Here is a 25,836-nt window from a genome sequence, read left to right on the forward strand (position 1 = left end):
AACCAGGGTTCCTTCCGGTCGGGGGCCGGTGAACGGGTCGAACGCGGGATTCCGTCCCGCGGTCTGTACATTGCATACAGCCGACGAATACTGTATGCAGACGTTTATCCCGCATGGACGACCCGGTGTCCAGAGGTGTGCACCGGATTACCGTTCGGCCTCCGAGTCAGGGCAGGTGCGTTTGACGATGGATCTGTTCGAGTACCAAGCAAGGGAGCTCTTCGCGCGGCACGGCGTCCCCGTGCTCGACGCCCAGGTGGTGGACGACCCCGCCGAGGCCCGCGCCGCCGCCCAACGCCTCGGCGGGCAGGTCGCGGTGAAGGCCCAGGTGAAGACCGGCGGCCGGGGCAGGGCCGGCGGCGTGAAGCTCGCCTGCGACCCCGCGGACGCGGAGGACAAGGCCCGGGCCATCCTCGGCATGGACATCAAGGGCCACACGGTCGGCAAGGTCATGCTGACGCCGACCGCCGACATCCAGGACGAGTACTACGTCTCCTTCCTCCTCGACCGCGCCGAGCGCACCTTCCTCGCCATGGCCTCGGCCCAGGGCGGCATGGACATCGAGGAGGTCGCCGCCACCCGGCCGCAGGCCCTGGCCCGCGTTCCCGTCGACGCCGCGCAGGGCGTCACCGAGGACAAGGCCCGGCAGATCGCCGAAGCGGCCGGCCTTCCCGAGGAGACCGTGCCCGTCCTGATCGCGCTGTGGGAGGTCTTCACCGCCGAGGACGCCCTGCTGGTCGAGGTCAACCCGCTGATCCGCGCCACGGACGGCCGGATCCTCGCCCTGGACGGCAAGGTGTCCCTCGACGCCAACGCCCGCTTCCGCCACCCCGTCCACGAGGCGTACGAGACCCCCGGCGAGGGCGACCCGCTGGAGGCCGCCGCCCGCGCCAAGGGTCTCAACTACGTCAAGCTCGACGGCACCGTCGGCGTCATCGGCAACGGCGCGGGACTGGTGATGAGCACCCTCGACGTGGTCGCCCATCACGGCGGTGCCCCCGCCAACTTCCTCGACATCGGCGGCGGCGCCTCCGCCCAGGTCATGGCCGACGGGCTCGGGATCATCCTCTCCGACCCCGACGTCACCTCCGTCCTCGTCAACGTCTTCGGCGGCATCACCGCCTGCGACGCCGTCGCCGACGGTATCGTCCAGGCCCTCGACCTCGTCGAGCTCACCAAGCCCCTCGTCGTCCGCCTCGACGGCAACAACGCCGAGCGCGGCCGCGCCATCCTCGACGAGGCCGCGGCGGCGCTGGGCCCCCTCGTAGAGCAGCTGGACACCATGGACGGCGCGGCCGCGCGGGCCGCCGAGCCCGCAAGGAGCTGAGCGCGATGGCCATCTTCCTCGACCGCAACAGCAAGGTGATCGTCCAGGGCATGACCGGCTCGGAAGGCATGAAGCACACCCGCCGCATGCTCGCCTCGGGGACGGACGTCGTCGGCGGCGTGAACCCGCGCAAGGCCGGCACGAGGGTCGGGTTCGACGGGCGTACCGTCCCGGTCTTCGGCTCCGTCAAGGAGGCGGTCGGCATGACCGGCGCCGACACCAGCGTCGTATTCGTGCCGCCGCCCTTCGTGCGCACCGCAGTCGACGAGGCCGTCGACGGCGGGCTCGGGCTCGTCGTCGTCATCACCGAGGGCGTCCCCGTCCACGACACCGTCGCCTTCCGGGCCCGCGCCGTCGCCTCCGGCACCCGAGTCATCGGTCCCAACTGCCCCGGGCTCATCAGCCCCGGCCAGTCCAACGCGGGCATCATCCCGGCCGACATCACCACCGCCGGCCGCATCGGCCTGGTGTCGAAGTCCGGCACGCTGACCTACCAGTTGATGTACGAGCTGCGCGACCTCGGCTTCTCCACCGCCGTCGGCATCGGCGGCGACCCCGTCATCGGCACGACCCACATCGACTGCCTGCGCGCCTTCCAGGACGACCCCGACACCGACCTCATCGTCATGATCGGCGAGATCGGCGGCGACGCCGAGGAACGCGCCGCCTCCTACATCTCCCGTCTGGTCACCAAGCCGGTCGTCGGCTACGTCGCCGGCTTCACCGCGCCCGAGGGCAAGACCATGGGCCACGCCGGCGCCATCGTCTCCGGTTCCTCCGGCACCGCCCAGGCGAAGAAGGAGGCCCTCGAGGCCGCCGGCGTCAAGGTCGGCAGCACCCCCTCGGAGACCGCGCGGCTCGTGCGCGGGCTGCTGCGGTGACCGCCCCCGCCAGGCCCTCGGGTGTGGAGCAACTGCTCATCCGCAGGCACGACGTGGGCGCGGCCCTCACGCCGATCGACCTCAAGCGGAAGCGGCCCCGCACAGGGGTCGCCATCGTCGCGTGCATGGACGCCCGGCTCGGCGTCGAGGCGATGTTCGGGCTGCGGCCGGGCGACGCCGACGTCATCCGCAACGCGGGCGGCTGCGTCACCCCCGACACCCTCCGCTCGCTCCGCCTGAGCCAGCTGCGGGGCGGCACCCGCGAGATCGTGCTCGTGCACCACGAGGACTGCGAGGCGCTGGGCGCCCCCGCCGAGGACCTGCGCGCGTGCATCACCCGCCTGCTCGGCGCCACGGAACTGCCCCGTACCGAGGTGGTGCGGGGATTCCTCTACACCCGTGGTGGTGCGCTGCGTGAGCTCCGCCCCGAAAGAGCGGAGCATCCGTGACGCTCGCCCTCAAACCCGGAACGGCCTGGGCGGACACCTGGCGGCGGTGTCTGCGGGCCGCCCCCGAGGCGTTCCACGACGACCGCGTCCTCAACCTGTGGGCCGGCGCCTGGCAGGCCGACGGCCGGATCCTGCGCGCCGCCAGCCCCGTCGACGGCACCCCCGTCGCCGGGCCGCCCCGGCTCGACGCGGACACCGCCCGCCGGGCCGTCCGCGCCGCCCTCGACCAGCACCGCGCCTGGCGGGTGATCCCCGTCGCCGAGCGCAGGGCGCGGGTCTCGGCCGCCCTGGACGCCCTCTGTGAGCACCGCGGACTGCTCGCCCTCCTTCTGGTCTGGGAGATCGGCAAGCCCTGGCGGCTCGCCCGGGCCGACGTCGACCGGGCCGTCGACGGAGTCCGCTGGTACATCGGCGAGATCGACGACATGGTCGAGTGGCGGCGCCCCCTGCCCGGCCCGGTCGGCAACATCGCCGGCTGGAACCACCCCATGAGCGTCCTGGTCCACGCCCTGCTCGTGCAGGCGCTGGCCGGCAACGCCGTCATCGCCAAGACCCCCACCGACGGGGGACTGGCCTGCCTCACCCTCGCCTGCGCGCTCATCGCCCGCGAGGACGTACCGGTGACCCTGGTCAGCGGCGGCGACGAGCTCTCCGCCGCGCTGGTACGGGCCCCCGAGCTCGGCTGCGTCTGCGTGGTCGGCGGCCGGGACACCGGCGGCCGGATCGCCTCCGCGGCCGCCGACCCGGGCAGACGCCATGTCCTGGAGCAGGACGGCCTGAACTCCTGGGGCGTGTGGGACTACAGCGACTGGGAGTCCCTCGCCGGTCACATCCGCGGGACCTTCGAGTACGCCAAGCAGCACCGCACCGCCTACCCCCGTTTCGTCGTGCGGCGCGAGCTCTTCGCCGACTTCCTGTCGGCGTACCTGCCCGCCGTGCGCTCCGTACGGTTCGGCCACCCGCTCGCCGTCGAGGATCCCGGGGACGACCTCCCCGAACTCGACTTCGGGCCGCTGATCAACGCGGCCAGAGCCAGGGAACTCGGCGACCTCGTCTCCGAGGCCGTCGACCGCGGCGCGATCCCGATCCACCGCGGCAGCCTCGACGACGCCCGCCTCCTGCCCGGCCAGGACAGCTCCGCGTACCTGCCGCCGGTCACCCTCCTCAACCCGACCCCCACCTCACCGCTGCACCACGCGGAGCCCTTCGGCCCGGTCGACACGATCGTCCTGGTCGACACCGAGGCGGAACTGCTGGCCGCCATGAACGCCGGCGACGGCGCCCTCGTCGCCACCCTCTCCACCGACGACCGGGACACCTACGCCCGCCTCGCCCCGGAGATCCGCGCCTTCAAGGTCGGCCACAACAAGCCCCGGTCCCGCGGCGACCGTGCCGAGCTCTTCGGCGGTCTCGGCGCCTCATGGCGCGGCGCCTTCGTCGGCGGCGAGCTGCTGGTCCGCGCGGTCACCCAGGGACCCGCGCACGAGCGCCTGCCGGGGAACTTCCCCGGCTACCACCTGATGCCGCCCGAGGCGGCGTAGGGCCCCGGTGCCGGGGCCCACACGGCCCCGGCACCCCGTGCACCCTGCGGATACGCAGGTGAAACCCACCCGGAATCCTTGGTATCGTTGTCCCTGTCGCCGCGGGGCCAGACCCGCGGAACACCTGTCCGGGTGGCGGAATGGCAGACGCGCTAGCTTGAGGTGCTAGTGCCCTTTATCGGGCGTGGGGGTTCAAGTCCCCCCTCGGACACAACAGGGACGTTCACGAGATCGTCCCGAAGCGTTCACGAATTACCGGTCGAGTCATGTGACTCACCGGTATTTCGTCGTTTCTAGGGCCTCGAGCCTCGTGATCGGCCCGGTGAGGGGGTGAGGCGGTGGCGGTCCAGGTACTGCACCTCTCACCTGCGGAAACAGGACATGCCTGCGCGACGGCTGGTAGCCGTGGCGCAGGCATGTGGGGTTTTCAGGGGGCGGAGCGCGGCGGGGGTGTGTCACTCGCGTGGCGGAGGATCGACCTGCTCGGTCGGAACCGGTCGCGCCTGGGGCGGGTCGGGGGGCTCACCGGGTTGGGTTGCGGCGCTCTGCGTGCTGGCTTTGCGGGGCTGGATGCCCTGGTCGCGGAGGAACCGTCGGATGGCTCTGAGGTTCGCCACGAAGATGATGACGGCATTGAGCAGGGTCTGTGCGACGCGTCCGTGCGGGAGGCGGAGCTGGGGATTGTCGATGCTGTCGAGGGCGGACTTCTTGAGGTTTCCGTTGCCGCCCTCGTTCTGACTGCGCAGTCCGGACCAGGCTTCCTGCCACAGAGGGGTGAACAGGGGGTATTTCTGCCGCCACTTGGCCAACACGGTGCCCGGGACGGTGATGCTCTTCCCCCTGCAGATGTCGGGGTAGACGGGGGTGTCCCGCTTGGGCCTGGGGATGGTGGGCAGGGCTGCCGGGGTGCGGACAGTGGGGGCGTCGAGGTCGACGACGGTGGACGGGCGTGGCTGGGGCCGGCGGTAGCAGGTGACCGTGGCGTGGGATCCGAGGGCGGGGCACTGTCGACGCTGGTCCCCTGCGGGCCCGTACTCCTTGATCTTGGTCTGGTAGTCCTTCCGGGACTGGATCAGGTTGAGTGCGTGGGCGCGGTCCTCGTCCGTGCGGCTGTCGATGTATGTGGCGCCCGCAGTGATGAGCGGGGTGGGCATCAGCGAGCAGTAGAACTCGCCGCCGACCAGCTGCATGCCGCGGAACTCTCCCTGCCGGTCGACCTTGTCGTCGTTGTAGTGCTTCACCGTGTTGAGGCCGAGTTTGAGCAGCTGCAGATGCAGGTTGTGAGGCTTGGCCTGGGTGATGCCCCGGTCGGCACAGAACAGGTCTTTGACCAGGCCTCGTTCGAAGGCCGGCTGGATGGCGCGCAGGGCGGCCGGGCCGGGTTCGGTGCCCGGGGTGTGAAGGATCATGCCGAGGCAGACCGCCGGGTAGGCGCCGGCGAGGTCGCCATGGCCGTGGCCCGGGAACGCGGCCATCATGGCGTAGCGGAACTCTCTCTTCTCTGGCGCCTTGGCCTTCTTCTCCCGTCCCGACTTGGTCTTGCGAGGCGGTGGCTTGTTTGTCGTGCCGCGCCGGGTGCCAGTGTTCGTGGAGGCCGCAGCTTTGCCGCTGGGCCCCGACTTCTTCTGCGTTCCTCCCTTCACGTACATCCCGGCGGTGATCTCCAGCGAGGCCCGGTCCTGGTGGTAGTCCGGCTCTTTGCCCCAGACCGGAACCGGAGTGTCGTCGACCGCGATGTGGCCAGGCCATCGAGCGAAGTCGCCGCGCCGGTAGGAAGCCATCACCGGAGCGAGAACCAGATCCTGGGCGATGGCCTCCAGATTGCGCACGGTGTCCTGGTTGGCGCGGGCATTCCACTTCCGTCGGATCTTCTTGGCCTCGCTGAGCGACAGCCGCTTGCGGCGGTCGTGTGGTGCCGGGTCGAGGCGCCGGGTCATCGAGGCCCAGGACCGGTAGACGCGCTTCGACGTCGCGTACTGGTGGTGCGCGACGCGGTCGATTTCTTCCCGGGTTGCACCCTCGGGGATGTGCAGGTCGACGTCGGGGACGTCAAGGAGGGCTTTGGACCCTGGAGACAGGGCGAAGAAGAGCGTCTCCCATGCGTCGTTGATGTTCGCGCTCTTGCCCATGTACTGCGACAGGATCAGGCCGATCAGCACTGTGCGGAACGGGAAGCCCTTCGGGCCTGGCCGGTGCTCGTTGGAGGGAAGGCGTTCCAGTACTCCGCTGTGGCGCACGAGGTCGAAGACCTGCCTCACAACGCGGTCGCTGAGGGTACGGCCGGGGGCCTGCGGTGCAGGGCGTAGGGCGAGGCCGGTACGTCGGCAGGGTTTGTCCTCCGGGTTCTTCCTGCTCATGCCGCCGCCCCCCGCAACAGATCGGATGCCTCCGCTTCGGGCACGTCGTGGAGGAAGACGAGGTAGCGCGAGAGGCTGTGCAGGGTCCCGAGTCCCGACGCTTTGAGGATCACCTTCAGCGGAATACCTGCATTCAGCAGTTCGACGAGCCAGGTCGTACGCAGCCGCTGGATCTGCAGCACTGCACCGTCACAACGGCCGATGATCCGCGGGTACCTGGCCAGCCAGTCCGATGCGATGTGCTTGCTGGTGCGGTCCTGCCAGTCCGGCCGGAAGGCGTACGCATCTGCCGGGATGTGGGCGGCTTCCGCCAGCAGCAGTTCCTCGTAGGCGTACCGGCATACGACAGTGCGCGGACGGCGCCCGTGCACCTTGACCAGTGCCCGGCCGGTGGGGCCCACGAGGATATCCCGCCCCTGAACGTACACAAGATCCTCAACGGCGAGCCCGCAACCGACGCCGAGACAGAACAGAAGACAGGCGTTGCGCCGCTGGGCCGGGGTGGGCAGGCTCTGCGCCCAGATCAGCCAGTAGGCGACTTCCGCCGGCGGGTAGGGGGCCACTGGGGCGGCGGTGGCCTTCAGCCGGATCGGCGCATGCTGTCCGAGCTGGTCCAGCAGGAGCGCTTCGGAGGCCCGGCGCAACTGGCTGCTGCAGGTTCGTCGGCTGTTGGCGGCCATGTCGCGGCAGCCGACGAGGATGAACCGTTCGACGGTGCTCTGGTCAAGGATCACCGAGGGTTCGAGCGGGAGGCCCTGGGCCTCGACCCAGGCGACCAGCCGTGCGAGCGGCGTCATGACCACGTCTGGGCCGTAGGGTCCCGCTGCGACGGCCATGAATCCCAGCGAGCGCACGACCGGAGCGATGCGGCGCCACTGGGCGGGCGGCACCGTCTCGGCCTTCGGTGCGTAGGCCAGCAGACGATTCGACACAGCGACCTCCAGGCGCAAGGCCCATGACAGGTGGCCGGTTAACCGGCCACTGGTGTCAGTGTCGATCACGATCTGAAGGAACGCATCTTTATGACTGGAGGCCGAGCGCGCACGGCGCCGCCATGGAGCTACGCCGTCGATCCGGAGAAGTGGCCGGATGCCCGGATCACCGGGGAGCCCGCCGCGGCAGTGGTCCAAACGATTGCCCGCCGCCTCGCCGCCGCTCTGCGTGAGAGGCCGGAACTCTCGCTGCGTGCACTGGCCGCCCAGAGCAACGTCGGCAGACAGACCATCGGCGATCTGCTGGCGGGAGCCACCTGGCCGGATGTCCTGACGGTCTGCCGACTGGAGCGCGCCCTGGGCTTGGCGCTCTGGCCCGGATCGAATGCGACCCAATGTGCTCATGACTGATCCCCAATTGCCTATTTGAGGTCAGTCGTGCACGCTCAAGTGCGGAATGGCGCAGACGCCCTATAGCACCACCCGTGGGAGCGCTAGAGTGAACGTGCGCGACGGACCGGAACCCTGCTAGGAGAAGCGTCCGTTCGCGTGTTTGGTGGCCTCCCTCGACCGCTAATCGAGGGAGGCCTGCTTGTGGGGTTAGGATCGTTCTCGAGTGGATCAAGCAGCCCGAGATGACAGCACGGCGCGGAACATTCCCGGTGCTACGTTTTCCACCTCGCCAAGTTGCTTCATGCGGTTGAGGGTTTTTCCTACGGATGAGCGGACAGTCGCGTCGGCTCCCGGGCGGACCGCCGCCGCGATATCGGTGATGGACATTGCCTCTTGAGCGGCGCACAGGAGTGTGAGGATCGCATCGCGCATGCTTCCGTTACGCGGTGGCCCCAGGGCCCGAGTGCCCATGCCTGGGGGCGCATCTTCGGACGAAGGATCCTCGTCGGCTACAGAAACTTCAGACGGACCCTCCTGGGAACGCTGGGCGGTTTCCGCGTCCTCGCCAGTGTGGGGCGGGTCTTCGCGGGCATCGGTGGATTCGACGCCCTGGCACATCATCGCGTACACAGCTTCCAATGTGGCCAGCTCATCGCGCAGTGAAGTGATCAGTTCCTTCACGGCATGCCGGGCCTGGCCGATGTAGACACCCTTGCCTGACGCAGGTGCGCTGGTCCGGTATCCCGCCATAGCGAACTCCTAAGGAAGGCCGCTGCCAGTGTAGGGACGGCACACTGTGGCACGCACGCAGTTCCTGTGAGGCGCTACCAAACGGTCAGCAGTGCGCTCAAGCACGGCAAGTCCGGTCTCGGTTATCGCAGGACTCGACCTATCTTGGCCCTGAGTTGGCTCGCCGGGTTCGAGCGATGCCGCACCGGAACTGCGGGACGTGCCACCACAGAATCCTGACGTGTGGATTCTGTCGAAGCTCCCGGTCTCCGGGAACGTTTGAGCGCTACGGTTCCTTCATGGTGGATGGCAAGCATCTGTCGGCGACAGAGGCCTTGGCGTCGGTGACGAAGGCCCTGGATGTTCTCGTCCTGGCGTATGACCGGGGGGAGGTCGGTGTTACCGAAACCGCACGGGAGCTCGGTATCTCACGATCCACCGCACACCGCATCCTGGTCACCCTGCAGCGCACGGGTTTCCTGCGCCACGATCCTGGCCAACACGGATACTCAGCGGGGCCGCAGCTCGTACGCATGGGACTGGCCGCGATCGCCCAGCTGGACGTCCGACGACAGGCGCGCAGACCCCTGGAAGAGCTCTCCGAGAAGCTGCAGGAGACGGTGTGCCTGTACTCCCTGGATACGGCCGTCGTCCGACTACTCGACGGAGTGGAGTGCCGGCATGTCCTACGCGTCAGTGTTCCGCTCGGACAGGAGCTCCCCGCCCACGTCACAGCGGCGGGCAAAGCCCTGCTCGCACTGCGCAACCCGGCGGATGTACGCGCGACACTCCCGGCCGCGCTTCCTGCCACGGCGGCAGGAAGCATCACTGAGTGGCCGCTGCTTGAGGTGGAGTTGGAGGAAGTCAGAGTCCGCGGATGGGCGGCAGACCTCGAGGAAAGTGCACACGACCTGCACGGCGTAGGCGTGGCCATCCGCAACCGCATCGGGGAACCGCTCGCTGCGATCTCCGTGTACGCACCCGCCGTACGTCTGCGTGAACAGGACATGCCAGCGGTTGCCATGGCGCTGCAGGAGACCGCCACCGCGATCGCCAGGGCAGAGTGACAGCGGGTGCCGAGGTGCCGGGGCTCAAGGCCCCAACGTGATCCGCCCGTCCGGGATCCACCCCTCCAGGTATCCCGTCAACAGCACATCCACATCTGGCAGATCGCACCGTGTGCACAACTCCTGCCACTGCTCAGGCCCCGCCCAGCGTGTCGCTCCCCTCCAGGGCAGATGCTCCGGCGGAGCACCAGCCGCAGCGAGACGGAAGATGAACACGTGTGCCTCTCGGCGGCTCCGACCCATGGGCACAGGCACCTGAGCCCAGCGGCATCCTTCAACAGCGCCCTCGCGCACCGGCATCGTGCCGACCGCATCGCGGAGTACGCGCACTGCCGCCTCACGGTAGGGCTCTGTGGCTCGGACGGATTTTGAAGGGAGCACCCATCGGTGAACAGCTCCAGGCGGGTCATCTGCCACCAGGGCAAGCCGGCCGTCCGAGCTCAGTAACGCGACGAACACCACCCGCCGCATCCTGGGAGGCGGCACGGTAGGGCACCTCGAACTTTCGACGGAGTCCAGGAAGGCATGCACAGTCCGATCCTGACATGCGGCCGCTTAACCGGCCATTCGTATCCTGGGAGGGTGGCGTTCGCGCATGGTCTGTTCCAGGGTCTGGAAGTGCATGTGTATGCCTAAGGCGGCGACCATGTCACGGGGCGGGAAGGGCCAGGGACTCAACTCCTGTCGGGGCGGGCCGCGCGCTCGACGGGCGGCGGTGTCGTGGTGCCTCGTCGTAGCGTAGGCCGCTTCGTCAGCGGCGGTTGAGGGAGTAGTCACCCACCACTGAGCCGTAGGGCTTCAGGAGAGGCTGTAGTTCCCGCTTGATCAGGGCCGCGTCGGTGTCCGGCAGGAGGAGCGAGGCCCGGCGCATGCGGAAGCTCCAGTGAGCGGGGTCGGGGAAGACCTGGAGGTCGTTGACGAGATCGCGCAGGACGACGCCCTCACGGAAGGGCGTGAGGCCGTGGACGCGCAGCCAGCACCCTTCGGTGAAACGGCGCTCCTGAAGACGACAGGGGTGTCCAGGGTGCGGACCTTGCTGATGATGATGGCCAGGCCGATCACGCGTCCGAGGTCCCGGGTCGGGTTCCCGAAGCAGCCGCGCGTGGTGTACAGCAGGATCTCGTCTCCTTTTCGGAGGGAAAAGGACTGTTGGGTGCGGCCGGTGGGAAAGGCCATCCGCTGGTTTTCCAGGACCCAGGCGAGGGGCTCGTGGGCGTTGATGATCAGCAGGTGGGTGGCGGGTGCGTCCGGGGTGGTCATGAGGGTGTGTCCTTGGTGAGAGGCGGCGGTCGTGCTGAAGGGCTGCGGAGAATCGGCTGCTACGCGAGTCCGGTTACCTGCGTAGGGACTTCAGTTCGTCGCCACTGCTCGTGACACGCCAGAACAGCCAGCCGTTCGTGTTGGGGGACCGGTCCGGGTTGAGTTCCTGGATCACCGCCATGGCGGCGGCGCTGGGCGAGGAGAAGGACTGACCGGTCCCCGGTCCCTGGGTGACGGTCAGGGTGCGTGTGGCCGGGTGGAAGAGGCCCTGGATCCGCTCGCCCCGGTACACCGCGTGGACACGAACGCCGTCCGACTCCTCGCCAGGCTCCTCGGGGGTGCTCCATGACTCCACCAACCGCCGTACCACTTCGGACGGCGTGCACGCCATGAGACGTGCGGCGAAGACGACCTTTTCGTGAGTCTGCTCATCGAGTTCGATAGTCGGCATAGTGTTAATAGTGTTCAACCCGTGTTCGGGAGTCAAGGTGCTGATCGTGTTCCATATGATGAGTCGCGGGGACGAGGACAAGGGGGAACGGCGTGACCATGACGTACGGCACAACGCCCAATGCGGAGGTTCCGGGTGGGCGCAAGGACGACGACCTGGACGAGTCACTGCGGAACATCGAGCATGCGGTGCGCACCGCACAGCGGGCATTCGACGAGATCGTCCGGTGCAACCGACTGCTCGATCACGCGCAGAAATGCGGTGACGAGGCGATCCGCGAGCTCGACGAGTTGCTGCGCCGCCGCGAGTACGCGGCCGTCCCGGTGCTCCTCGACCGGCTGGACGCGCTCGCGGCCGAGGTGGCCAGGTCGGAGGCGGATCGCATGGTGGTGCGGCGCATTCTCTTCGGTGCGAACGCGGACGAGGAGGGCGAACTGGCCGACGCCGTCGGCGTACAGGCTGTTCCGCTCCTCACCGCGGACGACCTGCCGCGGATCCCCACGGTGCACGACGTGGAGAACCCGGGGGACAGCACGCTGGAGGACATGTGGGAGCGAGACCTGGCGCTCGCCTCGCGCCAGCATGAGGTCCGGGGAGAGCGGACACGGATCGCCGCCGATCACCTGCGCACGGTGACCGCGAGGGCGGTGGATTCCTTCGGCACTCCGGGCGCCACGGCCGCACTGCTCGTGGAAGCTCGTCGGGCGTACGTGCTGTGGGCGTCCTGCGTCCGGTGAGTCACTGCACCCCGTCGAGGATCCGCCAGACCGTCCGGTAGGCCGGGCCCTTGACGCCCAGGGCCGATCGCCAGGCCGTCTCGGGCAGTGCGGCGAGGCGGGTGCGGGCCGCCGCGGGGCCGCTTGTCAGGCCCTCGTCGGCGATCGTCGCGGCCATGCGGGCCGCCGCCGACCGTGGTACGCCCGCGAGCCGCATCGCGATGGCGTCCTCGGTCCGGACGCCGTAGTAGGCGTACGACGGGATGTTGCGCAGCTCGCGCTGGGTCTCGGCCGGCATGGTGGCGAAGTCCCTCCCCAGGGTTAGCGACTGCAGCGCCGACAGGCCCCAGGAGACCGCGGGTGCCAGCTCACCGAACAGGCGCTGGCAGCATTTGGTGATCGCCTTGAGCTCGTCCCTCGTGCCGGCCTTCGTGAAGTGGTCGGCGGCGAGCTGCCGCATCGACGCACCATTCACCCAGTCCTGCATGACGCGGGCGACGAAGTCCCCGCTGCGGCCCTCGTGCTCGTTGGTCACCTCGACCAGGTTGTCCCTGAGTTCCGGAACCTCCAGCATGACGCCGATGAGCTGGGCCAACGGTCGGCGGTCGCCCTCGAAGAGGGGTTGCTCCCACACGTCGCGGCCGATGCGTGCGTCGCTCAGCCGTCCCAGGGTCGCCGACACGCTCTCCCAGGAGAAGCCCGTACTGTCGACGAGGGCCAGCGGCTGCCCGGACAGCCGTTCCGCGTACGTACGCACGCTGCGCGTCAGCTCCGCCGCCCAGCCGCGGTCCGTGCGCCGCAGGTCCTGGAAGCCCAGGGTGCCGCGCAGGATCTGCTCGATCTCTTCCGCGAACTCCTCGGCGTCCCCGATCTGCCGGTAGGTGTGGGCCAGGTACTGCACGAACGCCGACCACTGGGGGAGGTGGGCGAGGTTGCGCAGGTCCAGGTGACCGTAGCTGTCCATGGCCGTACGCACCATCTCGACGAGGGTGGAGTTCAGCTCCGTCACCTGGCGGCCGACGAACACCCGCAGTTTCCCGGCCCGTACCTCATCCGTGGCCGCCAGCGTGATCAGCCCCACCTCGCCCTGCTCGACCCGGCCGGCGCGGCCGGCCAGGTTCCAGAAGTCCGGGGCCGGGATGTCCTCCCCGTACGGGAACTGGTGGGAGGCCAGGACGACATTGGCCACGGGGAAGTTGACGCCCTGGGCGATGGTGGTGGTGGAGACCAGGTGGGTGAGGTCACCCGACTCCATCAGGTACTCGGTGAGGGTGCGGATGTCGTCGGGCAGGCCGCGGTGGTGGATTCCGATGCCCTTGGCCAGCAGCCCCGCCAGAGGGAAGTCCGGGCCGAATTCCTCCGAGACCACGGCCTGGACGGCCCGCAGGTCCTCGCCGGCGTCCGGCAGGTCCTCCCGGCCACCGGCGAGCAGCTTGGCGATCGACCAGGCGTAGTCCGGTCGCCCGGCCAGGGTGATGGTCTGCCCCCGCTCGGCCAGCACGGATGCCGTCGCTGCGGCCAGTCTGGTCGGGCTGCTCGCCTGCGACCAGGTCAGTCCGAGCGGCCGGTTGCCGTCCAGCGGCAGGGTGTCCGGAACGCTGAGCGTTCTGCGGCTGGTGACCAGGGTTTCCAGGGCGACCCGGAAGCCACCGGCACCCGGGGTGCGTTCCCGTAGGGCGAGCGCGAGGATGCGGTCGTTCGGGGCCCAGTCCACGGACAGCCCGACCGACTGCCGGCTGCCGCTGTCCAGCCACTCGGCGATGACGTCCCCGTTGTCGATGAACGGCGTCAGCAGCAGGAAACCGGCGTCCAGGGCCTCCCGGTTGACGGTCGCCAACAACAGTTCCAGCTTGATCGCGCGTTTGCCTTCGCCCAGCTGATGGGCCTCGTCGGCCACCACCAGGCAGAGCGGACGCCCGATCTTCTCCTGCCAGCCTGACCGCAGCAGCAGGTCCAGTTTCTCGGGCGTGGACACCAGCACCCGGAACCGCCCCTCGCCGCGGTCCGTGAGCATGTCCTCCTCCAGCCCGTCGAACTCCAGGGCGGGACTGACCCGTTCCACCCCGATGCCGAGCCCCGCGAAGTCACGGCGCAGCCGCCGCGTCACCTGGTTCACCAGCGCCCGATTCGGGGCGACGTACGCGACCCAGCCCTGCTGCTTGTCGTAGGTGTTGAGTGCCTGGAGGATGCGGAACTGGGCGATCAGCGTCTTGCCCGCGCTCGTCGGGAGACTGACCACCACACTCCGGTGCGCGGTGCGGATCAGCCCCTGTTCAGCGAGGGCGACCCGCTGCGGCGGCAGCACCTCGAAGATTGGGCGCGGCCGGTCCCGGTCGACCAGCGAGGCCACGAAGGCGTTCACCTCCGGACTGACCGCGCGCGCCACCGTCCACAGGCTGTTGTCGATGATCTGGTCGGCGGTCGCGGTCAGCAGCCGTACGAGCACCTCCAGGTCCGGGTCGGCCGAGGCCATGGCGGCCTCCAGCGCGCGGTCGCAGTGCGACTGCACACGCTCGCGCACCCCGTAGTGACGGCTCGGCCGCCGCCCCCGCATCAGCGCGCCCGTAGCCAGGTACTCGGCGAGTAGCTCCGCCGTCTTGAGCAGGTGGTAGTGGGCCGCCAGCCCCCAAGCGGCGGGACGCGCGTCGTCACCCGCCGCCGAGAGGTACGGCTCCTCAAGCCCCGCCTGCTCCCACCGCAACCGCACCAGCAGCTGGTCCAGCGCGTCGAGGTCGTCCCACCCGCGCTTGCGCAGCAACAGCAGCCACGCGTCGGCGGTACCGCGCCGCACACGCGACTCCCAGTCATCGGCCAACCGAGGCTCGGAGGGCAGCTCCACGTCCGCCAGCAGCCGGGCGGCGAGCGGTGTCTCGTCCGCGATCCAGCCCAGGCACGCCGTGCGCAGCAGCTCAAGCCGGGCCTCCGGCGAGTCCCAGGCGGGCAGCCGGGCCCGCGCCAGGGCGAACATCTGCCCGCACAGCCGCCGCGTCGACTCCGCCTTGGGGTCCTCGGCGATCGCGTCCCAGGCCAGCAGGTCCAGGGCGTCCACCGCGAAACCGACCGCCTCGTGGCCCTCCTCGGGGCCCGGCGGGACCTCCCCCTCCACAGCGCGCAGAGCGGACGCAATCAGCACGCGGTGCGCCCCCTCGTCGGCCTCGGCCACAAGGGCCGGGTCGAGTACGTCGTCCAGCCAGCCCAGGTCAGCCATGGTCGAGCACCCCCACGTGGTCGGGCCATGACGTCATGGCCACGGGGAGGTACCAGGCCGTGAGCAGCGCATGCATGGGCTCCACGACCGTCTTGGCCAGGTCCTTGGCCCGGTTGCTCAGGTCCTTCGGCTCCGGGGCGGTGTCGCGCACCAGACAGCCGAAGAGCTGAATGTCCTTGCCCATCGACTTCACCCAGCGGCCGGCCGCTGTCTGGTAGGCGGCCTTGTGCTCCGGGGTCAGGCACCGGAAGCGCAGCCACTTCATGAGCGTGAGGTGGTCGTCCTTCGCGGACAGCTTCCTGAGCTGGTGGATCATGCCATCCGAACCCATCATGACGCCCGGTGGGGCGGACTGCTCGGAGGACGACTTGACCTCGCCGAACAGCAGCCGCGCCGAGCCGTCCGCCACGCACAGGCCGACCAGATCGGCGCCCGGGAGGCTCGCCTTGCGCGTACGCCGGTCACGGGCGCCGTCCCACAGCCACAGCGCCCCGTGCCAGTGCTCGAGCAGCACCTCGGCGAGGGCCTCGCCGACCTGCCAGGGGAGCGGCTCCGGCTCGCTCGCCAGAAGAGCCTTGAGGGCGTCGGTCTCCATGTCCGTCGTCGCCAGGCCCCGTAACTCGGTCAGGAAGTCGCGGGTGGCGGCGAGATCACCCACCCGCTCGGCCCACGGGCCCCCACGCAACTCCCGCATCACGTCGGCCGTCAGCTCGACGCCACTCCACGACACGGCCCCGTCCTTGCCAGCGTACATCTCGATACCCTGCGAGATGCGCGGCACAGCGCCGCCCACGGCGTTGTCTTCCCCCACCCGTACGTCCCTCCCCCACAGCGTGATCGGAATTCTCTCCACCTCCCCAGGGAGTTGTCCACGGTGTGTGCTCGCCTGTGGACGGACTGTCTCGCATTCCTCGTCAGGGGAGCGGGAGACATGCCCACACGGTCTTCCCGGAGGGCGGCCAGGGTTCCCATCCCCAGCGAGCGGCGAGGGCTTCGACGAGGAGCAGGCCGCGTCCGGATTGGGCGATGGGCTCCGGGGCGGTCGTACGGGGCCTGGGCGCGCGGTCGCCCCGGGCGTCGGTGACCTCGACACGGAGGGTGCCGGCGTCGGGTCCCTCGACGGTGAGGCCGAGCCGGAACCCGCGGCCCTGCGCACAGCCGTGGGTCAGCGCGTTCGCGGTGAGTTCGGCGACGACGAGTGCGGTGCACTCGCTCACCGTGCAGGCTGGCGGCCAGCCCCACGCGCCGAGCTGCTGCACGGTCAGCAGACGGGCCAGGCGGGCGCCGCGCGGTGTGGAACTGAGGAGCTGGCTGAATCGAAGGGGGGAGATCTGCGCCTTGGTCGAAAAAGTGGTGGCAGAGCTATGAGTACTGCGGAATCCGCTCCTCTCACCTGGTTCAAGAGCAGCTAGAGCGGAAACGAGGGCGGTGCAATCCCTGGAAGTCGCTGTCACGCCCGGCGCCATCCATGTCCGTGACTCCAAGGTACCTGCCCGCGCTGAACTCACCGTCTCTGCCTGGAAGTGGGCCGCGTTCGTACGGTTCGCCGTCGCACGCTGACCCACCCGCAGTAGCCGGTCAGGTCTGCGTGTTGTCGGGGTGCTCTCCGATGTACCCCACGTAGACGAGCCCTGTGCTGGCTCCGTCGTCATGGAAATAGAGCCGGGGCGACACCGTGTTGCCCCCGCCGATCCGCAGGTGGGCCTGCATGAAGAGCTTGCCCTCCTTGGCGACGGACGTGGGCACGGGGAACGTGCGCTGCCGACGCCACTTCGTTCTGTTCCCGACCGTCTCGGACTCCTTCATCTTGACCTTGGCGGACGGGAAGCGGTTCGAGGATTCGTCCGGAAGGTTGTCGCACCAGTGGCGGAAGTCGCCGCCCGTCGTCCCTGCGGCGGACGCGGCGGCGTACTCGTTCAGCGTGCGCAACGCGTCCCAGGCGACGGTCACCCAGTTGACGATGCACTGGGCGTCCAGATCCTTGGTCTTCTTGGAGTTTCCGGTGAACCGCAGATAGGTGAACTCGTCCATGCGGTTGAGAATTTCGGCGAAGGTGGCCGGCTGGTCCTCGGGCTCCGGAGGCGGTGTGTGGGCCAGCGCGTAGAGGCCCGCCTCCTCAAGCTTCTTCTGCAGGAAGCGGACCTTGCGGTGGGCGTCCTGGAAGTCCCGGTAGAGCTGGTCGTTCTCGACGATCTGCTCGAAGTCCCGGTCGTCCGCCTCCTTGACACGAAGACGGAACTCACGGATCTGCTGGTCCTTTGATTCCTCGCGCTGCTCCGCCTCCTGCCGCTGGGTGTCGACCTTCCGCAGCTCCTTGCGAAGGGCCTCCAGGCTGGACGTGTCGGCCACCGGACGGGGACGGCTGCGCTGGAACGGCAGGGTGTCCAGCGGTTCCGGGAGGGGGTGGCTCAGCGCCAGGCGCTGGGGAAGGGAGGCGAGGATCGCCGCCGCTCGTCCGACGTTCGCCTCGATGGTCGACCGGGACATCACCGGGTGACGCTGGGCGTCGGGCTGCCAGGCCGGGTCCACGCCAGGAAGGTAGGTGCGAACGCCGCCCCCGAAGACGGGATGGTGTTCGAGGGTCCTGTTGAAGGACTGCTGGGCCTCCGGCCGGAGGACGTACATGACGGCGAGACCGCTGAGGTGCCGGAAGACCGGTTCGACGATCCGTTTCGTCCAGGCCTCCGCATCCTGCCCGTACGGAACACTCGCCACGACGATGGGCAGTCTGCGGTCCTGCTCGCAGAGTTCCTCGATTACCTCCTCCACGTCGTCCTGCTCGATGAACTTCGGAACCGTGCCGACTTCGGCGAGGCCGTCCTCTGCGGGGAGGGCGTCGAGGAGGAGTTTGGCTATGCCGGGCGTGTTGGCACGGATGTGTGCTTGGCCCGGGGCCGGCTGGTGCTCGATGTCCACCTGGAGCCAGGTGCGGCGCGCGTCCTTGCCGTTGTCGGAGCGGACCACGAGGGTGGACTGCCAGGCGCCCTGGTTGCCGGGCCGGTTCTCGCGGAGTCGCCAACGGGAGTACGAGCCGTGCCGGCCCGCTGCCGCGTCGTGGTCGAGGGTGACGCCCTCGGCTATCTCGTTGCGGCCCATGTCCAGGGCGGAGGTGTCGTAGCGCTTCATCACGCCGAGCCAGTGGTGCAGTTGGCGGTCGGCTTCGGCCGAGGTCGTCACGAAGTCCTGTGCGGTCGAGATGACCATGCGGTAGTTGCGTGGTTCCATGGGCGGCTGCCTGTGCGGTGAGGTGGATGGGCGATGGACGCGCCGAGTACGGCGCGCTGCCCGGTGTAGGCGGCGCGCCGGTGAGGGTGCTCAGGCGGGGCGGTCAGGTCACGCCGGGTGGCGAGGGCCCTGGCCGGGGGGTGGGTCGAGGACGGTCTGGTGGGCGATGCCGGTTCGCTGGGCCTCGGCCATGCGGTCGTAGATGTCGAGGATCAGGGCCTTGGTGCGGTAGGTGCCGTGGGCGGCCTCGTCCTTGCGCTTGATGACAGGGAACGTGTCCATCACATGGTCGATTTCATGGCGGTCGAGCCCGTAGAGGTGGAAGAAAGCGGCGTTCAGCTCGGCACGGAGCAGCTCGCGACGCGATTCGTCCCAGCGGAAGGGAGGCCCGTCATCGCCTAGGTCACGGGCGAAGTCGGCCATGTCGTGGCTGGTGTATGTGAGCTCGATGGCTCGGCAGGCGATCCAGCTGGCGTCGGTCTCCAGATCGTCGAAGGCCGACGGAAGCGGGACGGGAAGCTGGTACAGATAACCGAAAGTCAGGTTTGTGCCAGCGATCTTCTGCCGAATCACGTAGTCGAAGGCGAATGACGAGAGAACAGCGTGCAAGACGGGAGCGGACTTTCCGTCGCGCGGGAGCATCAGCGGGTTGCTGTGGCCGACCCCGGAGTACGGGGCGACGGCGCTAATCATGGTGCGTTCATCGGAAGAGCGAGCGATGTTCCGCCAGCCGAGCAGCCACCGGTGACGCCACCCCTTCTCCGCCAGCCGCGAAGCCACTCCCGGCTCCATGACCGGCTTGCCCTTCCTATCCCTCTTCCCTGTATCCACGTCGAACTCGGGGACCCAGTAGCGTGGCCTCAGGAAAAACCGCGGATCGTCATGCTGCTCCGGCGTCACCCGGGGCAGCGTCCCCATGTTGGCCTGCGCCTCCGTCTGGCCCTCGTACGTGCCGAGGCGGTGGTCGAAGTGGTGCAGCATCTTCGCCTCGTACAGCGGAAGGTACCGCTGTCCCTCCCGCTCGAAGATGTTGCCGTTCAGAGTCCAGCCGTCGGCCGCCAACTGCTCCTGTGTGCGGAACAGGTGGGAGTCGTTGGACATGTCGAACATCCGCATGAACGACAGACCCCACGGGTTGCCCTCCGGGTCTCCCTCCCTGATGAGCACCGGCACCCGGCGGTAGATCCCCAACGTGATCTCCGCGTCCCGCCGCGACCGGAACACCGGCAGCGTCCCCGTGTTGGGGTTGACCAGCAGGATCTCCTCCGGCGGCATCGCGAAGCGGCGGCTCGGCAGGTCCTCCATGTAGCGGGTGCCGAAGGCGAACGACGCCTCCCGCACCCGCTCCTTACGGCCCGCGACCGTCAGCAGGCAGAAGCGGACCGAGTGGTGCACCGCCCTGCTCAGCAGGAACGCCTCGTTCTCGAAGTCCAGGAAGGACGCCAGCCGCGCGCTGCGCACCAGGTCTGAGAAGAACGGCGCCGTCGTCGCGTCCGTAGCGATGCCCGTCGGCAGGACCAGGCCGAAGCGGCCGTGCGGGGCGATGCCGAGGGACGCGGCCTCGGCGAACACCGCGTACGTGTTGACGTCGCCCCGGCCGGCGAGCGGGAAGCGGCCGGAGTCGCGCAGCAGGTGGCTCACGCCCTCCGCCTGACGCTTGGCCTCGGCGAAGTCCGTCAGCAGTCTCCGCTTCGCCGGCTCCTCGCTCGTCGCCAGTGCCTTGATCAGCCGTTCCCGGGCCGCCTTGTTCTGCGCCGTGGCGATCTCCTCGCTGCGCGTGGCGAAGAACTCCTGCTCCTGGAGCTTCACCCGCTCCCACGGCGGGTTCCCCAGCACACAGCTGAAGCCCCCGCCCCACCGGGTCCGCTCGTCCACCCCCGCCGCCGAGGGATCCGTGTCCTCCGGCACCGTGAACACCTCGGGGAACTCGAGGTGCCAGTGGAAGAACCGGTACTCGTCCCGCAGCCGGGCGACCGCGTCCCTCGTCCCCTCCGGGAGCTTCTTCCAGCCGTTCTTCCGCAGGTTCAGCAGCCCCTCCAGCGTCAGCGCCGGCGGAGCGGCCTCCGGGGTCTTCTCCCAGACGAACGCGGCGCACCACGCATCGGCCAGTTCCCGTTCCCGCAGGTAGTCCGAGTCGGGGTCCTGCGTCAGCGCCACGTACGCGTCCCGCTGCTCGTGAACGTACTCCAGCTTGTCGTTCCGCGCCGCCGTGATGTCCGCCGCGGCCCGCGCCAGCTTCGCGTTGGAGGACGCAAGCGCCGTCGTCGACCCGAACAGCTCGCCCTGGTGGACGCCGACCAGGCGGGCCTTCCATGCCTCCCGCTCGGCCTTGTTGCGCTTCTTCAGCGCGGCGACCCACTTTTTGTCGTCGCCCTCGATCACCTTGAAGGCGTCGTCCGGCAGGCCCTCGGCCAGCAGCTTCGGCGTGGCGCCCACCAGGCCGTTGCCGTGCTTGATGTGGGAGTCCAGGAAGCCGAGCGGCTTGCCGGGCTCCAGGGACTCGATCCACAGCGACACCTTGGCCAGTTCCACGGCCATCTCGTTGAGGTCGACGCCGTAGATGCACCGGCCGATCACGTCCCGCAGCGCCGTACGCGTCGCCTCCGCGCTCGGCTCGGGCGAGTCCATGCGCACCGCGGCCAGCCGTTTGGCGATGCGGCGGGCCGCCGCCACCAGGAAGTGGCCCGAACCGCAGGCCGGATCGCAGACCGTCAGCCGCAGCAGCGCGGCCTCCTGCTCCTCCTGCGTCGCGCCCGACTTGACCGCGTCGTCTATCACCGGGTCCAGGGCCGAGTCGAGCAGGCAGTCGATCAGCGGGGACGGTGTGTAGTACGAGCCGGTCGTCTTGCGCTCGTTGCCGGCGAGGGTGCGCAGCTCGAAGGAGTTGGCCGCCGGGTTGAAGCGGGGGACCAGTTCCAGCAGGGACTCGTAGATGGAGCCCAGTTCCTCCGCGCCGAGGTGACGGTAGTCGACCCGGCGCGGGCGGTTCAGCTTGGGGTCGGTCACCACGGACAGGGCCCGCACGGCCGTGAACAGCGCCTCGTTCGGCAGTTCCAGGCCGTCCAGGATGACGTCCGCCTCCGAGCGTTCGAACAGGCCTCCCAGGCCGGGCAGGCCGATCTCGGGTCGGCCACCCTCCTGGCCCAGGCCCTCCAGGACGAGGCGCAGCGCGTGCCAGTGGTCGCCATGCGGGCCGCCGGTGCGGCGGATGGCCGTGCGGCGCAGACGGGCGGACGAGAAGTACTTCTCGTAGCGCTCGCGGGCGTCGTCCGGAGCGTCCGGAGGGATCAGCAGGCCCCGGTCTTCGGCGACAAAGAGGAACAGCAAGCGGTAGACCAGGTTGAGCAGCGCCGGGTGCATGGCGCGGACCGTCACCTCGGACTCGTCCAGCCGCCGCCGGAAGTCCGCGTTGTCCCGGTGCTGGATGAAGCCGGTGCCCAGGGTCACCAGGGCCTTCTCCACTCCCTTGCGGAGCTGCTCCATGGCGCGGGTGCCGCTGGCGATCGCCTCCGTGCGCCATCGCTCCAGCCAGCAGCCCGCCGCGCCGCTGTCGCCGTGTGCCTCGAAGCGGGAGCGGTGCGTCAGGCGCCACAGCAGCAAGAAGTCGGCGAAGCGGTCACCCTCGAAGATTGCCTCGACGTCGAACTCGACGTAGGCCGAGCCGACCATGGACGTCGAGTCGCGCAGCAGGCGCAGCAGCCGGCCGTTGGACAGCAGGCCCCACAGGGAGTCCGCGCCGCTGCGGTTGAGGTACTCCTGGAGCAGCGACTGCGGGGCTGGGCCCGGGAGAGTGGAGGACCTGCGGTCCAGGTCGACGTTCCAACCGGTCAGGTGGACCGGCACGGCCTGCCAGGCGTGGCTGACCGCAAACCGCTTCTCGCCGTCTGCCGACGACAGGCCACCGGCCGGGGCCTCGGGCAGGCGGCCGTAACCCAGTTGCTCGAACAGGGGCAGCAGCCAGCGCTCGACGGTCACGCCGACCGCCGCGATGCCCTCGTTGTCGAGGGCGCCGTCCTTGGCGAGGGAGTCCCGGTAGGCCGTCCACACGCCCTTCAGGTACGCCCAGGAGCGCTCGGCCGCGTCCCGGACCGTGTCGTTAACCGCGAACAGGCCGTAGTCCTTCGGCTGGGCGCCGGGCACGTCCTTGCCGTCGCGGACCCGGGTCAGCATGTCCGGCGGCAGCAGGCCGCCCACCGTGAGGGCGGAGTCGGTGACGATGGTCTTCGCGAGGCTCATCAGCGGGCTTCCCCGTTCGTGGTCGTGCCGTCGAGGATGGGGACCGGGAGGTAGTGGTACACGCCGAGGACGTCGGGCTGGCCTTGGACGTCCACGCGCAGGCCCCGGCGGGCCGGGCCGGTCGCGCCGCGCACGTCGCGGAAGGCGCCGCGCACCCGGCGGTGGGAGTCGAGGAGGCGGGCCGCGAGCTGCTCGCCGCGCTCCTCCAGCGTCGGCATCAGCGACTCCAGCGAGCCGAGGACGCCCTCGATGCGCTCCTGGGCGAGGGCGCGGTCGGTGTTCTGGGCGGCCCGTGCCTCCAGCAGGGCGACCGCCTCGTCCTCCGGCAGCCAGTCGGGGTTCGCCGCCGACCCCCGGAAGGCGAGCAGGCGGGCGTCCTCGGCCAGCTGCTGCCGGAGCACGCCGTCCCGACCGGGCAGCGACAGCTGGAAGCGGTAGCGGACCAGGAGCAGTGTGGTGCGCTTGGCCACGGCCGTGGTGCGGACCACTCCGCAGCGACGGGCCGGGCGCTGCCACTGCTCGATCCGGTCGTCCAGCGCCGCGTCGAGCACGAAGCGGGCCACCGAGGCCACCACCGGGTCGGTGCGGGTCAGGGCCACCTCGCCGCGCGGGGCGGTCGGGGCGTCGTGGAAGGCCACCGGGCGGGGGTGGCGCGGGCCCAGGAGAGTGGTGAAGGCGTCCCGCAGAGGGGCGGGCAGCGCCTCGGAGTTCATCGTGAAGCCGTCCGGCTCACCGGGCAGGGGGCCGGGGACGCCGCGCAGGGCCGCGAGGGCGCGGCGGGTGAAGCGGCGCACCTCCTCACCGGTGCCGAGGGAGGCCCGCACCTCGGCGACCTCCTTCGCCACCTCGTCGCGCTTGATCGCGTTCTGCGCGTACCGGGAGCGCGAGGCCGTCTCCCGCTCGGCGGCGCTCTGCCAGGCCTGGTGCAGCTCGGCCGTCTGTCGGCCGGCAGGCGACTCCACCGCGAACAGGCCCTCCTGCTCGTACTGCGGGCGCTCCCCGCGCAGGATCAGCCCCTCCAGCACCGCCTGCATCACGTTCTCGGAGGAGTCCGGCACTGGCACCGAAATGCCGGTCGCCTTGCGGATGCGGGCGTGCTTGCGCAGCAGGACGTCCAGCACGATGCCGTCGATCGCGTTGTCCGAGCCGTACAGCGTGACCGCCTTGACGACGTCCCGGCGCTGCCCGAAGCGGTCGACGCGGCCCTCTCGCTGCTCGTGCCGGGTCGGATTCCAGGCGAGGTCGTAGTGGACGACCGCGTCGAAGCTCTCCTGGAGGTTCACGCCCTCGGAGAGGCAGTCGGTGGCGACCAGGACACGGCGCTCCGGGGGCGCCTCGCCGTCCTCGTCCTCCTCCGTCAGCGCGGCGATGCGGGCGACGCGCTGGTCGGGGGAGAGCTCGCCGGTGACCGCCTCGACGGCGTACGCCTTCTTCCCGGGCGCGCCCTTCTTGCCCTTCCCGCCCTTGTTGAGGGCCGCGTCGAGGTGCTCCTTGACGTACTCGGCGGTGGAGATGAAGCGGCAGAACACGATGGGGTTGTAGCCCTCGGTCAGCAGCTCCTGCACCGTGTCGATCAGCTGCTTCAGCTTGCGGTCCTTGGCAGGCCCCTTGAGCGCCTCCGCCGCCTCCGCCATGGCAAGCAGCCTTGCCCTGTCCTCCTCGTCGAGGGCCGCCGCGTCCGGGTCGGCAGCGCCGGGGGCGAGCAACGCGCCGGGGACGGCGTCCGCGGACTCCGCCGCCTCGTCGTCGGCCGGGTCGGTGACCGTCCGGCTGCCGATGGCGTCGGCCTCGGTCACCGAGTCGGCGTCCTGCACGCCGGCCCGGGTGTGGAGAGTCTTGCGGACGGCCGCCGGGGAAGAGCCCAGGGCGCGCAGCAGGGCGAGCGCCGACCACCAGCGGATGCGCTGCTGGAGCGCGCCGTCGGCGCTGCGGACGGTCTCCCGGGCGTAGGAGATCACCTCGTCCAGCAGACGGCGGTAGTCGGGGTGCAGGGCGTAGTCGTCCTCCCGGGACTTCCGGTCGCTGGGGAAGTTGGCGTCCTCGCGGAAGTCGTCCCGGATATCGGCGCGGCGGCGCTGCACGAAGTGCTGGGCGAGCAGGTCGCGGCCCGCCTGCCGGTCCAGGCTGATCGTCTCCAGCCGCTCGTCCAGCAGCCCCAGCAGGTTGCGGAAGGGCTCTTCCTTGCCGCTGTGCGGGGTCGCCGTCACCAGCAGCAGGTGGCGGTTCGGGTCGTCGGCGAGCGCGCGCAGCAGGGTGTACCGCTGCTGGCGCTGCTGCCGGGTACCGCCCTGGCCGGTGTCCGCGACGCACGTGTGCGCCTCGTCGACGATGACCAGGTCGGGGCAGTTCTTGATGAAGTCGTCCCGATGGCGGGGGGACTTGATGAAGTCGGTCGACACGACATAGTTGCGGTCGGGACGGAACACCGACTGGCCGTACAGGCGGCTGCGCTCCAGCCGTCCTATCGTCGACGCCAGGACCAGCTCGGCGTCGATGCCGAACTTCCCGCGCAGTTCCGCCCGCCACTGCTCGGCCAGCGCCGGACTGCACAGCACCACCAGGCCGCGGGCGTCGCCCTGGGCCAGCAGCTCGGCCGCGATCAGGCCGGACTCGACCGTCTTGCCGATGCCGACGTCGTCGGCGATCAGCAGCCGCACGGTCTCCTGGCGCAGCGCCATCAGCAACGGCACCAGCTGGTACGGGCGTGGTTCCACGGAGATACCGGCCAGCGAGCGGAACGGGCCGGCACTGGAACGGAACCCGATGCGCAGCGCGCTGCGCAGCAGCCCGGCCGCCGCCTGGTCGCCCAGGTCGGACGGGCTCGGCGGGGCGAAGCGGGCGTGCTCGACCGTTTCCAGAGCGGGCAGCACCCCGGCGATGTCGTCCTCCGCGCCGCCCAACGGGCGCAGGACCAGCAACTCGGGGGTGGAATCGGGCAGGACGACCCACTCGCGGCCGCGCGCGTGCACGAGCGAGCCGACCGCGAACTCCCGGCTGCCGTCCCGGGCGGGAGCGGCGGTGGTGGGCGGCGTCATCGGCGGACCTTTCGAAAGAGACGTACGAA

18 protein-coding genes and 1 tRNA gene are annotated in these 25,836 nt (G+C 69.8%); 9 read left to right on the forward strand and 10 right to left on the reverse strand.

Annotated elements, in window-relative coordinates:
- Positions 1 to 187 precede the first annotated feature (187 nt).
- The 5 genes from sucC to AC3EUJ_RS29840 all read left to right on the forward strand — a co-directional run bounded on the left by sucC (position 188) and on the right by AC3EUJ_RS29840 (position 4,409).
- Complete coding sequence (sucC, locus tag AC3EUJ_RS29820; protein WP_431966784.1) at positions 188 to 1,327, forward strand: ADP-forming succinate--CoA ligase subunit beta; 1,140 nt, start codon at positions 188 to 190, stop codon at positions 1,325 to 1,327.
- 5 nt (positions 1,328 to 1,332) lie between these two features.
- Positions 1,333 to 2,208 carry a succinate--CoA ligase subunit alpha gene (gene sucD, locus AC3EUJ_RS29825; RefSeq protein WP_431966786.1) on the forward strand — a complete coding sequence of 292 codons (876 nt, stop codon included), beginning with the start codon at positions 1,333 to 1,335 and terminating at the stop codon, positions 2,206 to 2,208.
- Positions 2,205 to 2,657: a carbonic anhydrase gene (locus tag AC3EUJ_RS29830; RefSeq protein ID WP_431966788.1), complete on the forward strand. Its 453-nt coding sequence runs from the start codon at positions 2,205 to 2,207 to the stop codon at positions 2,655 to 2,657. The genes sucD and AC3EUJ_RS29830 overlap by 4 nt, the downstream gene beginning before the upstream one ends.
- A complete protein-coding gene (locus tag AC3EUJ_RS29835) occupies positions 2,654 to 4,198 on the forward strand; it encodes an aldehyde dehydrogenase family protein (protein ID WP_431966790.1) in 1,545 nt (514 codons plus the stop codon). Before AC3EUJ_RS29830 ends, AC3EUJ_RS29835 begins: the two co-directional genes overlap by 4 nt.
- A 126-nt stretch (positions 4,199 to 4,324) precedes the next feature.
- A tRNA-Leu gene (locus tag AC3EUJ_RS29840) sits at positions 4,325 to 4,409 on the forward strand.
- Between the two features lie 244 nt (positions 4,410 to 4,653).
- On the opposite strand, the gene AC3EUJ_RS29845 is transcribed toward AC3EUJ_RS29840, so the two are convergent.
- Positions 4,654 to 6,456 carry a hypothetical protein gene (locus AC3EUJ_RS29845; RefSeq protein WP_431966792.1) on the reverse strand — a complete coding sequence of 601 codons (1,803 nt, stop codon included), beginning with the start codon at positions 6,454 to 6,456 and terminating at the stop codon, positions 4,654 to 4,656.
- Between the two features lie 95 nt (positions 6,457 to 6,551).
- Positions 6,552 to 7,556, reverse strand: coding sequence for a hypothetical protein (locus AC3EUJ_RS29850; RefSeq protein ID WP_431966794.1), 1,005 nt, complete (start codon positions 7,554 to 7,556; stop codon positions 6,552 to 6,554).
- Positions 7,557 to 7,577: 21 nt separating this feature from the next.
- Here AC3EUJ_RS29850 and AC3EUJ_RS29855 point away from each other — a divergent pair, with 21 nt between their 5' ends.
- Positions 7,578 to 7,898 carry a helix-turn-helix domain-containing protein gene (locus AC3EUJ_RS29855; RefSeq protein ID WP_431966796.1) on the forward strand — a complete coding sequence of 107 codons (321 nt, stop codon included), beginning with the start codon at positions 7,578 to 7,580 and terminating at the stop codon, positions 7,896 to 7,898.
- Positions 7,899 to 8,108: 210 nt separating this feature from the next.
- On the opposite strand, the gene AC3EUJ_RS29860 is transcribed toward AC3EUJ_RS29855, so the two are convergent.
- A complete protein-coding gene (locus AC3EUJ_RS29860; protein ID WP_431966798.1) occupies positions 8,109 to 8,630 on the reverse strand; it encodes a hypothetical protein in 522 nt (173 codons plus the stop codon).
- 278 nt (positions 8,631 to 8,908) lie between these two features.
- On the opposite strand from AC3EUJ_RS29860, the gene AC3EUJ_RS29865 reads away from it, so the two are divergent.
- Positions 8,909 to 9,676, forward strand: a complete 768-nt coding sequence (locus AC3EUJ_RS29865) for an IclR family transcriptional regulator (RefSeq protein WP_431966800.1) — start codon at positions 8,909 to 8,911, stop codon at positions 9,674 to 9,676.
- Between the two features lie 1,333 nt (positions 9,677 to 11,009).
- Here AC3EUJ_RS29865 and AC3EUJ_RS29870 read toward each other — a convergent pair.
- Positions 11,010 to 11,387 carry a hypothetical protein gene (locus tag AC3EUJ_RS29870; protein ID WP_431966802.1) on the reverse strand — a complete coding sequence of 126 codons (378 nt, stop codon included), beginning with the start codon at positions 11,385 to 11,387 and terminating at the stop codon, positions 11,010 to 11,012.
- 92 nt (positions 11,388 to 11,479) lie between these two features.
- Here AC3EUJ_RS29870 and AC3EUJ_RS29875 point away from each other — a divergent pair, with 92 nt between their 5' ends.
- On the forward strand, positions 11,480 to 12,124 hold the full coding sequence (locus AC3EUJ_RS29875; RefSeq protein WP_431966804.1) for a hypothetical protein: 645 nt from the start codon (positions 11,480 to 11,482) through the stop codon (positions 12,122 to 12,124).
- 1 nt (position 12,125) lies between these two features.
- Here AC3EUJ_RS29875 and AC3EUJ_RS29880 read toward each other — a convergent pair whose 3' ends face one another.
- From AC3EUJ_RS29880 to AC3EUJ_RS29890, 3 genes are all read right to left on the reverse strand, one after another.
- The gene (locus AC3EUJ_RS29880; RefSeq protein ID WP_431966806.1) at positions 12,126 to 15,311 is read right to left on the reverse strand and encodes a DEAD/DEAH box helicase; all 3,186 of its coding nucleotides are present in this window, start codon (positions 15,309 to 15,311) and stop codon (positions 12,126 to 12,128) included.
- A complete protein-coding gene (locus AC3EUJ_RS29885; protein ID WP_431966807.1) occupies positions 15,304 to 16,065 on the reverse strand; it encodes a hypothetical protein in 762 nt (253 codons plus the stop codon). The genes AC3EUJ_RS29880 and AC3EUJ_RS29885 overlap by 8 nt, the downstream gene beginning before the upstream one ends.
- A 160-nt stretch (positions 16,066 to 16,225) precedes the next feature.
- A complete protein-coding gene (locus AC3EUJ_RS29890) occupies positions 16,226 to 16,777 on the reverse strand; it encodes an ATP-binding protein (RefSeq protein ID WP_431966808.1) in 552 nt (183 codons plus the stop codon).
- On the opposite strand from AC3EUJ_RS29890, the gene AC3EUJ_RS29895 reads away from it, so the two are divergent.
- Positions 16,740 to 16,871: a DUF397 domain-containing protein gene (locus tag AC3EUJ_RS29895; RefSeq protein WP_431966810.1), complete on the forward strand. Its 132-nt coding sequence runs from the start codon at positions 16,740 to 16,742 to the stop codon at positions 16,869 to 16,871. The two genes, AC3EUJ_RS29890 and AC3EUJ_RS29895, sit on opposite strands and share 38 nt — an antisense overlap.
- Positions 16,872 to 16,889: 18 nt before the next feature.
- On the opposite strand, the gene AC3EUJ_RS29900 is transcribed toward AC3EUJ_RS29895, so the two are convergent.
- The 3 genes from AC3EUJ_RS29900 to AC3EUJ_RS29910 all read right to left on the reverse strand — a co-directional run bounded on the left by AC3EUJ_RS29900 (position 16,890) and on the right by AC3EUJ_RS29910 (position 25,807).
- Positions 16,890 to 18,536, reverse strand: a complete 1,647-nt coding sequence (locus AC3EUJ_RS29900) for a hypothetical protein (RefSeq protein WP_431966812.1) — start codon at positions 18,534 to 18,536, stop codon at positions 16,890 to 16,892.
- A 108-nt stretch (positions 18,537 to 18,644) separates the two neighbouring features.
- Positions 18,645 to 22,772 (reverse strand): Eco57I restriction-modification methylase domain-containing protein, encoded by a 4,128-nt coding sequence (locus tag AC3EUJ_RS29905; protein WP_431966814.1) that lies wholly within the window; start codon positions 22,770 to 22,772, stop codon positions 18,645 to 18,647.
- On the reverse strand, positions 22,772 to 25,807 hold the full coding sequence (locus tag AC3EUJ_RS29910) for a helicase-related protein (protein WP_431966816.1): 3,036 nt from the start codon (positions 25,805 to 25,807) through the stop codon (positions 22,772 to 22,774). Before AC3EUJ_RS29910 ends, AC3EUJ_RS29905 begins: the two co-directional genes overlap by 1 nt.
- Positions 25,808 to 25,836 lie beyond the last annotated feature (29 nt).

The organism is Actinacidiphila sp. bgisy160 (genome assembly GCF_057707815.1).

What these genes read in the sequence shown, in the direction of transcription:
- sucC (WP_431966784.1), top strand. Translation starts at nt 188, where the DNA reads ATGGATCTGTTCGAGTACCAAGCAAGGGAGCTCTTCGCGCGGCACGGC.
- sucD (WP_431966786.1), top strand. Translation starts at nt 1,333, where the DNA reads ATGGCCATCTTCCTCGACCGCAACAGCAAGGTGATCGTCCAGGGCATG.
- AC3EUJ_RS29855 (WP_431966796.1), top strand. Translation starts at nt 7,578, where the DNA reads ATGACTGGAGGCCGAGCGCGCACGGCGCCGCCATGGAGCTACGCCGTC.
- AC3EUJ_RS29860 (WP_431966798.1), bottom strand. Translation starts at nt 8,630, where the DNA reads ATGGCGGGATACCGGACCAGCGCACCTGCGTCAGGCAAGGGTGTCTAC.
- AC3EUJ_RS29865 (WP_431966800.1), top strand. Translation starts at nt 8,909, where the DNA reads ATGGTGGATGGCAAGCATCTGTCGGCGACAGAGGCCTTGGCGTCGGTG.
- AC3EUJ_RS29870 (WP_431966802.1), bottom strand. Translation starts at nt 11,387, where the DNA reads ATGCCGACTATCGAACTCGATGAGCAGACTCACGAAAAGGTCGTCTTC.
- AC3EUJ_RS29880 (WP_431966806.1), bottom strand. Translation starts at nt 15,311, where the DNA reads ATGGCTGACCTGGGCTGGCTGGACGACGTACTCGACCCGGCCCTTGTG.
- AC3EUJ_RS29885 (WP_431966807.1), bottom strand. Translation starts at nt 16,065, where the DNA reads ATGTACGCTGGCAAGGACGGGGCCGTGTCGTGGAGTGGCGTCGAGCTG.
- AC3EUJ_RS29890 (WP_431966808.1), bottom strand. Translation starts at nt 16,777, where the DNA reads ATGGCGCCGGGCGTGACAGCGACTTCCAGGGATTGCACCGCCCTCGTT.
- AC3EUJ_RS29900 (WP_431966812.1), bottom strand. Translation starts at nt 18,536, where the DNA reads ATGGAACCACGCAACTACCGCATGGTCATCTCGACCGCACAGGACTTC.
- AC3EUJ_RS29905 (WP_431966814.1), bottom strand. Translation starts at nt 22,772, where the DNA reads ATGAGCCTCGCGAAGACCATCGTCACCGACTCCGCCCTCACGGTGGGC.
- AC3EUJ_RS29910 (WP_431966816.1), bottom strand. Translation starts at nt 25,807, where the DNA reads ATGACGCCGCCCACCACCGCCGCTCCCGCCCGGGACGGCAGCCGGGAG.